A 13408-nucleotide genomic window follows, 5' to 3' on the forward strand; every position below is an offset into this window, starting at 1 on the left:
GTAGATGATCGGAATCGCCGCACTTGTCGTCGGGATCGTGTTGGGTTTGGTGTTTCATCCCAGCGTGCCTGAGGTCGTCGAGCCCTACCTGCCGATCGCCGTCGTCGCTGCGCTCGATGCGGTATTCGGCGGGCTGCGCGCCTACCTGGAACGCATCTTCGACTCCAAGGTGTTCGTCATCTCGTTCGTCTTCAACGTGCTGGTCGCGGCGTTGATCGTGTACGTCGGTGACCAGTTGGGAGTGGGCACCCAGTTGTCGACGGCGATCATCGTAGTGCTCGGCATCCGGATCTTCGGCAACGCTGCCGCGTTGCGCCGCAGGCTGTTCGGCGCCTGACATGAGTGAAGCCGAGCACCCGCAGGACGCTGATTTGCCCGCCCGCCCGCCCGAGGCGGCTCATGCTCCGGCCGGCGAGAATGCGTCCCCGGACGTCACGGAGACCGGTCTGCACAAGGCGGACCATCACGGCCGGCACGAGATGCCCGCCGACATGCCGCGCAACCGGTGGGCGAATCTTGCCGTCATGCAACGGGGCCGCTCCCAGTTGATGTTCGGCGCGCTCGGGCTGCTGCTGTGCGTGTTGCTCGGAGTGGCGATCGTCACCCAGGTCCGGCAGAACGATTCGGGTGATTCTCTGGAAACCGCGCGTCCGGCCGACCTGTTGATCCTGCTGGATTCTCTGCAGCAGCGCGAGGCATCGCTGAATACGGAGGTAGCCGATCTGCAGCGGACGCTGCAACAGCTCCAGGCGTCGGGCAGCAGCGATCAGGCAGCGATCGAGAACGCCCAGGCCCGCTTGGCCGCCCTGTCCATCCAGATCGGTACGGTCGGGGCGACGGGCCCCGGCGTGACCCTGACCATCGCCGATACCGCGCCCGGGGTGTCGGCCGAGACCATGCTCGATGTCATCAACGAACTGCGCGCGGCTGGCGCCGAGGCCATCGAGATCCGTGGCGGTGGGGCGGATCAGCAAAGCGCTGTACGCGTCGGCGTCGACACGTGGGTGGTCGGCACACCCGGCCGGCTCATGATCGACAACGTCGCCCTGCAGCCGCCCTATTCGGTTCTGGCGATTGGCGATCCCCCCACGCTCGCAGCGGCGATGAACATTCCTGGCGGCGCGATGGACAGTATCAAGCGGGTTGGCGGGACGATGGTGGTACAACAAGCCGAGCGGGTCGACGTGACCGCCTTGCGGCATCCGAAACCGCGCCAATACGCTCAGCCCGTCAAGTGAGCTTCCGAGCGACCTGACTCGACCCCTGACAACCTAGGAGCGCCGTGAGCGAGATCCCAGCCGAGCTGTACTACACATCTGAGCACGAGTGGGTGCAGCGCACCGGTGATGACGTGGTACGCGTGGGTATCACCGACTATGCCCAGTCGGCTTTGGGTGACGTGGTGTTCGTTCAACTGCCGGATGTCGGCACCGACCTGACCGCAGGTGACTCGTTCGGTGAGGTGGAATCGACCAAGTCGGTATCGGACCTGTATGCGCCGGTGACCGCGAAAGTCATTGCCGTCAACGGTGATCTGGAAGCCAATCCGCAGCTGGTCAACTCCGATCCGTACGGTGAGGGTTGGCTCGTGGACCTCCAGCTGGAGTCTGGTGTGCTCGGCGACGCGCTGACCGGCCTGCTCGACGCCGACGGCTACCGCGCGGTCGCGTCGGAGTAACGAGTTGTTAGGGTTTGCATCGACCTGTTCGGCCGTACGTAACGCGCAGATTTCCACCACATCGGATCCGGCGTTGGTGGACACAACAAGGCCCATTGCGCGGTACGGTCGACGTGACACCGACGACGGCTGGGGGCCCCGCCGGGCAACGCCACAGCAGCCAGTGAGGAGCAGCGGGTGACGGACAAGGACAGCAATCTGGGGGCTGACCAGACGTCTGACGAAGTTACGGTGGAGACGACATCCGTCTTCCGCGCGGACTTCCTCAACGAACTGGATGCCCCCGCTGCGAAGAGCGCCGAAGGCACCGTCTCCGGGGTTGAGGGCCTTCCCTCCGGTTCGGCTTTACTCGTCGTCAAACGCGGCCCAAATGCGGGCTCGCGTTTCCTCCTCGACCAGCCGACCACCTCGGCCGGGCGGCATCCGGACAGCGACATCTTCCTCGATGACGTGACCGTGAGCCGTCGCCATGCCGAGTTCCGGTTGGAGGGTGCCGAGTTCCAGGTCGTCGACGTCGGCAGCCTCAATGGCACCTACGTCAACCGCGAACCGGTCGACTCTGCCGTGCTCGCCAATGGCGACGAGGTGCAGATCGGCAAGTTCCGCCTGGTGTTCCTGACCGGCCCCAGGTCCGACGACGACAGTGGCTTGACCAGCTAGCTGATGAGTGCTCGCGGACACAGCCGAAGAGCCGATGACTCAGCCTGACCGCCCAGCACTTGCCGGGATGTCGATTGGTGCTGTCCTCGACCTGCTCCGCGGTGACTTTCCCGACGTGACGATCTCGAAGATCCGGTTCCTGGAAGCCGAGGGGTTGGTCACGCCGGAGCGCACAGCGTCGGGATATCGGCGGTTCACCGCGTATGACTGTGCGCGGCTGCGGTTCATCCTGACGGCGCAACGGGACCAGTACCTGCCGCTGAAGGTGATCAAGGCGCAACTGGACGCCCAGCCCGACGGCGAGCTGCCCCAGAGTGGATCCGGTTATGCCGTACCGCGTTTGGTGGCAGTGGAACCGGCTGACGGTGCAGCAGCAGTGTCGGCCGTGGCGCCGACTCAGGTGCGGTTGTCGCGCGAGGACGTGTTGGTTCGTTCAGGTGTCGAGGACGAGCTCTTGGGCGCATTGGTCAAGAACGGTGTGATCACCACCGGCCCGGGCGGGTTTTTCGACGAGCATTCTGTGGTGATCGCGCAGTGTGCCGGCGCGCTTGCCGATTACGGCGTGGAGCCCCGCCATCTGCGCGCGTTCCGGTCGGCTGCCGACCGGCAATCCGACCTGATCGCCCAGATTGCCGGACCAATGGTCAAGGCCGGCAAGGCCGGGGCCCGCGACCGGGCCGACGATCTGGCCAGGGAGGTGGCCGCGCTGGCGATCACCTTGCACACGTCGTTGATCAAGTCGGCGGTGCGAGACGTTCTCGACCGCTGAGGATTAGACTCGTATTTGACAGCTATTTCGTTGAGGTGTGCCTCCGACGAATCAGCAACAGACGGATATAAGCGACGGAGCAGCACAGCGGTGCGGAGGGCAGGCACAGATGGCTGAGGTTCGGGTAGTTGGCATTCGCGTGGAACAGCCGCAGAACCAGCCTGTGCTGCTGCTCCGCGAGTCCAACGGCGACCGCTACCTGCCGATCTGGATCGGGCAGTCGGAGGCCGCCGCCATCGTGCTGGAACAGCAGGGCGTCGAGCCGGCCCGACCGCTGACGCATGATCTGATCCGAGATCTCATTGCCGCACTTGGGCATTCGTTGAAAGAGGTGCGGATCGTCGACCTGCAGGAAGGCACGTTCTACGCTGATCTGATCTTCGATCGGGACATCACGGTGTCAGCCAGGCCCTCTGATTCGGTGGCCATCGCGCTGCGGGTCGGGGTGCCGATCTACGTGGAAGAGGCGGTGCTGGCCGAGGCCGGGCTGCTGATCCCGGACGAGAACGACGAGGACGCCGCCGGCACCGTCCGCGAGGACGAGGTGGAGAAGTTCAAAGAGTTCCTCGATAGCGTGTCGCCCGACGATTTCAAGGCAACATGACCGTCAGCCACGTCAGGGCACCGAGGTCACGGATGCGTCTCAACTGACCTGATGGGTGTCGACACGCGGTGTGGGTGTCATCCAAGTCCGTTTTGGGCGGCCATACTTTGAGGGCGACGAGCACTGAGGGCTCGGCGGGAAGCGTATGCTCGACACATTCGGGCTCGCGGTAAACCCGCAGCGGTGCAGGTCACGGCGGCGGTGAGGGTAGGCGGGTTCGATCGGCGAGAGGATTCACAGTGGGTGACACGCCACGGCAGGGAGAGTTGGATCTCACCACCGGAAGCGAGGTCGATGCGCCTGTTCGGCCGGTTGCCGAGCCTGTTCAGGGCGGGTTGTTCCCCGACGACTCTGTGCCGGACGAACTGGTCGGTTACCGCGGTCCGAGTGCCTGCCAGATCGCAGGTATCACCTACCGGCAGTTGGACTACTGGGCCCGCACATCGCTGGTGGTGCCTTCGATTCGCGGCGCGGCCGGTTCCGGGAGCCAGCGGCTGTACTCGTTCAAGGACATCCTTGTCCTCAAGATCGTCAAGCGATTGCTCGATACCGGCATCTCGTTACACAACATCCGCGTGGCCGTGGATCATCTGCGCCAGCGCGGCGTCCAGGATCTGGCCAACATCACGCTGTTCTCCGACGGCACCACGGTTTACGAGTGCACCTCGGCCGAGGAGGTGGTCGACCTGCTGCAGGGCGGCCAAGGGGTGTTCGGTATCGCCGTATCGGGTGCCATGCGCGAACTGACCGGCGCCATCGCGGACTTCCCGGGAGAGCGGGCCGACGGCGGTGAGTCGATCGCCGCCCCGGAGGACGAACTGGCTTCCCGGCGCAAGAGCCGCGACCGCAAGATCGGTTGAGTCGCTCGATTTCGCCGGCAACGGCGGTGCAGCGCCCGTTCGCGGTGGTCGCTGCCGGTCGGTAGAATCGACCGCGCATCGCCCTTGTGCGGGAGAGTTCCGTGGTTGCCAGCCACGGACGCCGAAGGAGCAACACCTCTCCGTCAACCTCTCAGGCACCCAGGACCGCACAGGCCCCGATGCCTCTGGAAAGTGGTGCTCCCCGCGAGTGCCCGCCCATGGGGAAAGATGCCGGCCGATAGCCGGTGTCGAATCTCTCAGGCGCCCGGGACCGGGTTGACGACAGAGGGAGAGGGAGTGCAGCTCGTCGTCTGCGGACGGGGCTGCCGTCTCGACCTGCCGCGGCGGCGCGGCGCAACCAGGGAGCCTTGAGTGTCCGACCAGCAAGCACGTTTCGTCGATCGTCACATCGGTCCGGACTCCGCCGCCGTCGCCAAGATGCTCGACGTCATTGGTGTGACATCGCTTGACGAACTCGCTGCCAAGGCTCTGCCGGTGGGCATTCTCGACAGGCTCGCCGCAGAAGGCCTCGCGCCGGGCCTTGACTGCCTGCCCGCCGCTGTGACCGAAGAGCGCGCGCTGGCGGAGCTGCGTGCGTTCGCCGACTCCAACACGGTCGCGACGTCGATGATCGGCCAGGGTTACTTCGACACGTTCACCCCACCGGTCTTACGCCGCAACATTCTTGAGAATCCCGCCTGGTACACTGCCTACACGCCGTATCAGCCCGAGATCAGCCAGGGCCGGCTCGAGGCACTGCTGAACTTCCAGACCATGATCTGCGATCTCACTGGGCTCGAAGTGGCCAACGCTTCCATGCTCGACGAGGGCACCGCCGCAGCCGAGGCGATGACGTTGATGCACCGCGCCGTCAAGGGATCGGCCAACCGAATCGCGGTCGACGCCGACATCTACGCCCAGACGGCCGCGATCCTGGCCACCCGGGCCGAGCCACTGGGTATCGAGATCGTCCGCGCCGACCTGACGCAGGGCCTGCCCGACGGCGAGTTCTTCGGTGCGATCGTGCAGGTGCCAGGTGCCAGTGGCCGGGTCATGGATTGGACAAGCCTGATCGCTGATTGCCACGAGCGCGGCGCGCTGGTTGCGGTCGGAGCCGACCTGCTCGCGTTGACCGTCATCACCCCACCTGGCGAGATCGGCGCCGACGTGGCCTTCGGCACCAGCCAACGTTTCGGTGTGCCAATGGGTTTCGGCGGTCCGCATGCCGGATACCTGGCGGTGCACGCGAAGCATGCCCGGCAGCTGCCGGGCCGGTTGGTCGGGGTGTCTGTCGACGCCGACGGCGCCGTGGCGTATCGCCTGGCACTGCAGACCCGCGAACAGCACATCCGCCGGGACAAGGCGACCAGTAACATCTGCACCGCTCAGGTGCTGCTGGCCGTGATGGCGGCGATGTACGCGAGCTATCACGGTGCCGACGGCTTGACCGCGATCGCGCACCGCGTGCACGGCCATGCCAAGGCCATCGCGGCCGCACTCGGCGACGCGCTGGTGTACGACAAGTTCTTCGATACCGTGCTGGCGCGGGTGCCCGGCCGTGCCGACGACGTCATCGCCGCGGCCAAGGCCAACGGCATCAACCTGTGGCGGGTCGATGCCGATCACGTGTCGGTGTCCTGTGACGAGGCGACGACCGATACGCATGTGGCTGCCGTGCGTGAGGCTTTCGGGGTTTCCGAACCAGATGTGCTCCTCGCGTCCGCTGAACCAGATGTGCTCCTCGCGTCCGCTGAACCCGATGTGCTCCTCGCGTCCGCTGGGTCGCGCTCCGCAGACATCGCCACGCGCACGTCCGAGTTCCTCACCCACCCCGCGTTCACCCGGTACCGCACCGAAACCGAGATGATGCGCTACCTCCGATCGCTGGCCGACAAAGACCTGGCGCTCGACCGCACGATGATCCCGCTGGGCTCATGCACCATGAAGCTCAACGCCGCGGCAGAAATGGAGCCGATCACCTGGCCGGAGTTCGCCCGTCAACACCCGTTCGCGCCGGAATCGGACAACCCAGGATTGCGCCGGCTCATCACCGATCTGCAGGACTGGCTGACTGCGATCACGGGCTACGACGAGGTGTCGCTGCAGCCCAACGCAGGTTCGCAGGGCGAGTACGCGGGCCTGCTGGCGATCAAGGCCTACCATGTGGCGCGCGGCGAGGCTGGCCGTGACATCTGCCTGATCCCGTCCAGTGCGCACGGCACGAATGCGGCGTCGGCAGCACTGGCGGGGATGCGCGTGGTCGTGGTGGCCTGCCGGCAGAACGGCGACGTCGACCTGGACGATCTGCGGGCCAAGGTCGCCGAACACGCGGATCGCATTGCGGCGCTGATGATCACCTATCCGTCGACGCACGGGGTATACGAACACGACATCGTCGAGATCTGCGCCGCCGTGCATGATGCCGGCGGCCAGGTCTACGTCGACGGGGCGAACCTCAACGCGCTCGTGGGCCTGGCTCGGCCCGGCCGTTTCGGCGGCGACGTCAGCCATCTGAACCTGCACAAGACGTTCTGCATCCCGCACGGCGGTGGGGGACCGGGCGTCGGGCCGGTCGCGGTGCGTTCGCACCTGGCGCCCTACCTGCCGGGGCATCCGCTGGCCGACGACCTGTCCGACGACCACACGGTTTCGGCGGCACCGTATGGCTCAGCCTCGATCCTGCCGATCACCTGGGCCTACATCCGCATGATGGGTGCCGACGGGTTGCGTGCAGCGTCACTGACAGCGATCGCCTCGGCGAACTACATCGCCCGGCGGCTCGACGAGTACTACCCCGTGCTGTACACGGGGGAGAACGGCATGGTCGCCCACGAGTGCATCCTGGATTTGCGCGCGATCACCAAGGACACCGGGGTTACGGTCGATGATGTGGCAAAGCGCTTGGCGGACTACGGTTTCCACGCGCCGACCATGAGCTTCCCGGTGGCCGGCACGCTGATGGTGGAGCCCACCGAAAGCGAGAGCCTGGCCGAGGTGGACGCGTTCTGTGACGCGATGATCGCCATCCGCGCGGAGATCGACCGGGTCGGGTCGGGTGAGTGGTCGGTGGACGACAACCCGCTGCGGGGCGCACCGCACACGGCCGAATGTCTGATGGTGGCTGACTGGAAGCACCCCTACACCCGGGAACAGGCCGCCTATCCGCTGGGAAAGGGTTTTCGGCCGAAGGTCTGGCCTCCGGTGCGCCGGATCGACGGCGCTTACGGCGACCGCAATCTCATGTGCTCGTGCCCGCCGATCGAGGCACTCGCCTAGCGGCTACCGCGCCGTAGTGCGCTGCCAGTCGACGGTGTTGCCGCGGCCGACGTAGCTGAGTTGGATGCTGGTGTCGGTGATCTCCAGCGGCAAGTAGACCAGGTCGAGATTGCCGGTGTCGGCAATCCAGTGCAGCCACAGCACACAGGAATTCGGTGCCGAGGACGGCTTGCTGCTCTTGGCCGGCGTGGTGTCCCATGGCGTGAACTGCCAGGTGCCGAACTCCTTCTGACTGCCGGAATCCGATTCCAACGACCCGTGCTGGGACAGCGTAGTGACGGTCGGGTCACCCACCTCCTGCCAGGAACCGATGAACTGCTCGACCTTGAATTCCGAACCAGGACACTGCTCATCGGGAGACACCTCGGGCCGCACGGTGGTGGTGGCGACAGCTGTCGCGTCAGGTTCGGACTGCACCACCACCGTGCGGGGCGCCGTCGGCACCACCTCGGTGGTCGCGGAGACTGCCGGTTCCGACTGCGGTGACGTCGACGAGGCGCATGCGGCGATGCCGGCGGCGAGGCCTGGAACAGCGCACAACACAGCAAGTTTCGAATAGATGCTCATACCCCCGGTCAATCGTCGCTAGCGAGAGTCGCGATGCACTTTTTCGCGGGTCAGCTCAGCATGGTGGCCACAGCGGCGACCAGTTCAGGGGAAGCCGAATCGGTCAGATGTTGATATTTGCCACCGGTGGTCCGGGCGACAGCTTCCCAGGTGGCTCGGTCGGTGTCGCCACCGAAGTCGATCACGTTGACTGCAACCGGGTGGGCCGGGTCGAATGCGCCGCGGATGTAGTCCTGCAGGCCCTGCCCGCCGAGACTCTGGTCGGTGTGCGGGCCCGTGGTGATCACCAGGATCGAATTATCCTTGCCATCAAGGAAGTTCGATGTCGCATTGGTGTAGATCAGGCGCAGCGTCGTGAACGAGACCGCACCGCCACCCGATGCCGTCTGCTCGTCGAGAGTCGAGCTGAGTGCCTGCGAGCGCGGCTCGCCACCAACCTGATCGGACAACGGGCCCCTCGACACCGCGGACCGCCCCTCGGCGCCGTCGAACGTCCACAGCCCGACTTCGGAGGTCGACGGAAGTGCATTGAGCCGGGAGTCAAGGGCCGCAGCCACATTCGCCAGCCGGGATTTACCGCCCTCCTGGGTGGGCATCGACTGGTCCAGCATGATCGTCACCGCCTGGCTCTTCGACGGCGTGGCCATCGAGTTGGCGAGTGTGACGCGCATCGTGTCGTCTCCGACCGACAGCGGTGCGTTCACCGGTGCGAACTGGGTCACGTCACTCGACGGTGCCGTGGCGCCTTCGGCGCGGAAACCGGCTTTGGCGAACTCGTCGAGCTGTTCGGGTTTACGCATGAAACGGGCGAATTCGCTGGCGGCGGTGACTTGTTCCTGCGACAACCAGTCGCCGTCCAGCAGCACGGTGGGGTAGTCGGCCAGCGCGGTAGGGCCGGGAGGTAGCCAACCGGCGAGATCGCTCTTGGCGTCGCTAAGCGATGCGGCACGCTGGAACAGTTGTTGCTCGGTGGTGGCCACCGCGTGCACCGGCGCACTGGCCGGGTCCGAAGCATTGAGCAGCGCGTCGAATGCCGTTCCCAACTCGCCGTTGTCGAGTTTCGGTTGTCCGCCGATGAGTGTGTTTACGGCGTCGAGACCGGCGCTCGCAGGTGACCCCGACGGTGCCGCCGCGGCGGCCACCGCCTCACCGGCCAGGTATGCGGTGTCACCGTTATTGCGCGTGGGCAGGGCCAGTTTCAGCGGGCCCCAGCCGTTCAGTTTCAGGTCGGCCAGGGCGGTCGGATTGCTCTGCAGGTCCGGCAGCGTCGACCAGTTCTGCTGTGCCAGTGCATCTTTGAGCTGTGGCGGCACTGCGAGCAGTACGGGTGAGGTGACCAGGGAGCGGCTGTCACTGACGGTTTTGGCGCCCGCGGTGGCCTCCAGTCGCGCTTCGGACACACCGCTCGCCGGGATCCACAGCGCCGGCCGATCACCGAGATCGCCGGGCCACGCATTGGCGAAACCGTTGAGCACCTGGTCGGATTCGGCAGATTTCACCTGCACCTTGACACAGTGATCACCGATCGGGTTCGCCGAGTCGTTGTACTTGCCGGCCAGTGTCTGGACGGTCGGCGAGATGGTGGGATCGGCGATGACAGCCACCGCGAGGTCGCCGTCTACGCAGCGCGCCGCGGCGGCTTCCTTGCGGCTGGACAGCGCATCGCCGAAGAAGCGCCACAGGATGACCACGGCGACCACCGCGACGATACCGACGAGCGCCACGATCACCCCGACACTGACACCGCGCCTTCCGGTTGTGACGGCGCGGTGGCTGCCTGTCCATTCCCCACCGTCCCAGTCGCCACCGTGTTGGCGGCCACCTGGCTGACGCGGGCCGACCGCGCTGAACTGTGCTGTCGGCGCGCCACGATCGACGTAGTCCTCGTCGTAGTCCTCGTAGCCAGTGTCGTCGTGCTCGGAATCCTCGTCCGGATCCTCGTAGTCGTCCGACTCGTGACCAGGATCGTCGTGATCATCCGGGTCGTGGCCGGCCGAGTCATACCGACCCGACTGGTGCTCGGGTTCGTCGGCCGAGTCGTCGGGGCCGGGAATGCTGTGTCTGCCCATTCCTAACCCCTGTACTCGTCGCGTCGACCCAACGTCCGGTTCCGCCGCCGAAGTCTAGTCACTGCGCAGCGGTACTAGCTTTGAGCTCGCGGCGGCGGCGGTGCAGGATCGGTTCGGTGTAACCGTTGGGTTGCGCCGCGCCCGACAGGATCAGCTCCTGGGCGGCCTGGAATGCGATGCTGGCGTCCGGATCCGTCGCCATCGGCAGGTAGTCGGGATCGCCCGCGTTCTGCTCGTCGACCACTGCTGCCATCCGGCGCAGGCTGGTTTTGACGTCGTCGGGGGTGATCACGCCATGGCGCAGCCAATTGGCCAGCAGCTGGCTGGAAATCCGCAGGGTGGCCCGGTCCTCCATGAGGGCGACGTTGTGGATGTCAGGCACCTTCGAGCAACCGACACCGGCGTCGATCCAGCGGACCACATAGCCGAGGATCGACTGACAGTTGTTGTCGACCTCCTCGTGGATCTCCGTGGACGACCAGGTCAGCGATGAGTCGGCCAGCGGTATGGTCAGCAGGTCATCGATCGATGCGCGCTCGCGGCCGGCCAGTGCCTTCTGCACCTCGAACACATCGACGGCGTGGTAGTGCATAGCGTGCAGCGTCGCGGCGGTCGGCGACGGCACCCACGCGGTGGTCGCGCCGGCCTGCGGCTGGCCTATCTTCTGCTCGACCATGTCGGCCATCAGCTCGGTCATGGCCCACATGCCCTTGCCGATCTGCGCTTTGCCCGACAATCCGGCGGCAAGGCCCACGTCGACGTTGTTGTCTTCGTAGGCCTTGATCCACGGCTGCGACTTCATCGCACCCTTGCGGATCATCGGGCCGGCCTCCATCGAGGTGTGGATCTCGTCGCCGGTGCGATCGAGGAAGCCGGTGTTGATGAACACCACCCGGTCGGCAGCCGCCTTGATACACGCCTTGAGATTCACCGTGGTGCGGCGCTCCTCGTCCATGATGCCGACTTTGAGCGTGGCCTCGGGCAGACCCAGCACGTCTTCGACCCGGCTGAACAGCTCGCACGTGAACGCGACCTCGTCGGGGCCGTGCATCTTGGGCTTCACGATGTAGACCGAGCCGGTGCGGCTGTTCTGCAGCGGTCCATTGACAACTGGGCCGTCACCGTCCGCCTTCAATCCGTGCATGGCGATCAGGCCGGTGAACAGCGCGTCCTGGATACCCTCGAACACTTCGGCGCCTTCGGCGCCGTCATTGTCGAAGACGATGGCGTCGTTGGTCATCAGGTGCCCGACGTTGCGGACGAACAGCAGGCTGCGACCGGGCAGGGTCAACTCGCCCTCGCCGTCCGGGGTGGTGAACGTGCGGTCCTCGTTGAGGATCCGCGTGAACGTCTTGCGGCCCTCCGGAGTCGATTTAGTGACCTCTTCGGTCAGGTCGCCCTTGTTCAGGCCAAGCCAGTTGCGATAACCGAGCACCTTGTCGTCGGCGTCGACGGCGGCCACGGAGTCCTCGAAGTCCATGATCGTGGTGATCGCGGATTCCAGCACGACGTCCTTGATGCCGGCGGCGTCAGCGGCGCCCACGGGGGAGTCGGGGTCGATGAGGATCTCGATGTGCAGCCCGTGGTGCTTCAGCAGTACAGACCACTGGTGCTCGCCGAGCTTGCCCGTGTAGCCGACGAACTCCTCGGGTGTTGCGAGCCCGGCCGACAGGCCGTCGCCGTATTCGACCAGCAGCTGGCCCTCGTCGATCTTGAGCCCGGTGGCGTCGCTCCACGAGCCGGCGGCCAGCGGCACCACTTCATCGAGGAACGTGCGCGCGTAGGCGATCACCTTGTCGCCGCGGATCCGGTTGTAACCGGATCCCTTCTCGGCGCCATCGGTCTCAGGGATGACGTCGGTGCCGTAGAGCGCGTCATACAGCGAGCCCCAGCGGGCGTTGGCGGCGTTGAGCGCAAACCGCGCATTGAGGATCGGCACCACCAGCTGCGGGCCCGCGGTGGTGGTGATTTCGTCGTCCACTCCGGTGGTGGTGATGCTGAAATCAGCAGGCTCCGATTGCAGATAGCCGATATCGATAAGGAACTGCTTGTAGGCCTGTACCTCGAAGGGCTCGATGACGTGGGCGCGGTGGTACTTGTCGATCTGCGCCTGCAGACCGTCACGACGGGCCAGCAGCTGTTCGTTCTTCGGAGTGAGGTCGGCGACCACCTTGTCCACACCTGACCAGAAGGCGTCCGGATCAACACCGGTGCCGGGCAACGCCTCATTGGTGATGAAGTCGTGTAGCACCTTGGCGACCCGTAGGTTGCCCACCTTCACGCGATCGGTCATCAGTTCTCAGTCCTTGTCCCGGGATAGCGGCAATCTATCCATCGTAACGGTCAGTATCTGCGGTGATGACGGGCGCGGCGCCGCCCGGGGGCTCATCGCGCGCCGGTCTCCCTTGGTTTGGGACGGCTACTGGGCGACGGGCTGAATGGACGACATGACGCAGGCAGGGCTGGGCGCCTCGCCTTGCCAGTAATGGACTACCAGGGTGTTTGCCGGCAACGACACGGCCAGATCGTTCAGGGAGCGGGGCGCGAAGGCCTGGCTTTTTGCGTGGCCGTACCAGTTCGGGTCATCGGGTGCGATCGGGACCTTCGCCTGATCAAGGGTGTCGTCCCACTGTTTGATGACGGCCGGTGGGTTGTCCCCGAAGCCCTCCGATCTCTGGTAGGCATCCAGCGGACCGGTCAGCGTTATCGGTGCGCCACCGCCGACCGGGGAGCCGGTGATGGTGCCATCCGTGCTGTCCGCTGTCACCGAGACCAGCCTGACGGTGGCAGGCGCGCATCCCGGAGCGGAGTGAGCCGGGGCGATGCCGACAGTGCCGGCCGTACCCAGCAACAGCGCCGTCACTGCGGTCACGGTCGTTGTGCGCATCGGTGCCCTCCCTGACTCGAGGTGAGCGGCGAATCTGC

General features: G+C 65.6%; 12 protein-coding genes and 1 riboswitch. Of the genes, 8 read left to right on the forward strand and 4 right to left on the reverse strand.

Translation table 11 applies throughout. The features are described 5' to 3' along the window. Window positions 1-4 precede the first annotated feature (4 nt). From B133_RS0105830 to gcvP, 8 genes are all read left to right on the forward strand, one after another. Entirely contained in the window at window positions 5-337 is a 333-nt protein-coding gene (locus tag B133_RS0105830) for a small basic family protein (protein ID WP_018599783.1), read from the forward strand. 1 nt (window position 338) lies between these two features. Continuing rightward, the gene (locus B133_RS0105835; RefSeq protein ID WP_018599784.1) at window positions 339-1238 is read left to right on the forward strand and encodes a DUF881 domain-containing protein; all 900 of its coding nucleotides are present in this window, start codon (window positions 339-341) and stop codon (window positions 1236-1238) included. A gap of 44 nt (window positions 1239-1282) precedes the next feature. Then, complete coding sequence (gcvH, locus tag B133_RS0105840) at window positions 1283-1678, forward strand: glycine cleavage system protein GcvH (protein WP_018599785.1); 396 nt, start codon at window positions 1283-1285, stop codon at window positions 1676-1678. A 177-nt stretch (window positions 1679-1855) separates the two neighbouring features. Next, window positions 1856-2338, forward strand: a complete 483-nt coding sequence (gene garA, locus B133_RS0105845; RefSeq protein ID WP_018599786.1) for a glycogen accumulation regulator GarA — start codon at window positions 1856-1858, stop codon at window positions 2336-2338. A 34-nt stretch (window positions 2339-2372) separates the two neighbouring features. After that, window positions 2373-3107: a MerR family transcriptional regulator gene (locus tag B133_RS0105850; RefSeq protein WP_026256022.1), complete on the forward strand. Its 735-nt coding sequence runs from the start codon at window positions 2373-2375 to the stop codon at window positions 3105-3107. Between the two features lie 109 nt (window positions 3108-3216). Further along, the gene (locus tag B133_RS0105855) at window positions 3217-3711 is read left to right on the forward strand and encodes a bifunctional nuclease family protein (RefSeq protein ID WP_026256023.1); all 495 of its coding nucleotides are present in this window, start codon (window positions 3217-3219) and stop codon (window positions 3709-3711) included. Window positions 3712-3950: 239 nt separating this feature from the next. After that, complete coding sequence (locus B133_RS0105860; RefSeq protein ID WP_018599789.1) at window positions 3951-4571, forward strand: MerR family transcriptional regulator; 621 nt, start codon at window positions 3951-3953, stop codon at window positions 4569-4571. A gap of 79 nt (window positions 4572-4650) precedes the next feature. Beyond that, a riboswitch (glycine riboswitch) is annotated at window positions 4651-4749 on the forward strand. Between the two features lie 194 nt (window positions 4750-4943). Next, complete coding sequence (gene gcvP / locus B133_RS0105865) at window positions 4944-7847, forward strand: aminomethyl-transferring glycine dehydrogenase (protein ID WP_018599790.1); 2904 nt, start codon at window positions 4944-4946, stop codon at window positions 7845-7847. Window positions 7848-7850: 3 nt separating this feature from the next. Here gcvP and B133_RS0105870 read toward each other — a convergent pair whose 3' ends face one another. From B133_RS0105870 to B133_RS0105885, 4 genes are all read right to left on the reverse strand, one after another. Beyond that, on the reverse strand, window positions 7851-8414 hold the full coding sequence (locus tag B133_RS0105870; RefSeq protein ID WP_018599791.1) for a hypothetical protein: 564 nt from the start codon (window positions 8412-8414) through the stop codon (window positions 7851-7853). Between the two features lie 50 nt (window positions 8415-8464). Further along, a complete protein-coding gene (locus tag B133_RS0105875) occupies window positions 8465-10483 on the reverse strand; it encodes a substrate-binding domain-containing protein (protein WP_018599792.1) in 2019 nt (672 codons plus the stop codon). Window positions 10484-10541: 58 nt separating this feature from the next. Then, on the reverse strand, window positions 10542-12776 hold the full coding sequence (locus B133_RS0105880) for a malate synthase G (protein WP_018599793.1): 2235 nt from the start codon (window positions 12774-12776) through the stop codon (window positions 10542-10544). Window positions 12777-12902: 126 nt separating this feature from the next. Further along, window positions 12903-13370 carry a hypothetical protein gene (locus B133_RS0105885; RefSeq protein ID WP_026256024.1) on the reverse strand — a complete coding sequence of 156 codons (468 nt, stop codon included), beginning with the start codon at window positions 13368-13370 and terminating at the stop codon, window positions 12903-12905. Between the last annotated feature and the right edge of the window lie 38 nt (window positions 13371-13408).

Source organism: Mycobacterium sp. 155, from assembly GCF_000373905.1.
In the GTDB taxonomy this organism is placed as follows: Bacteria; Actinomycetota; Actinomycetes; order Mycobacteriales; family Mycobacteriaceae; genus Mycobacterium.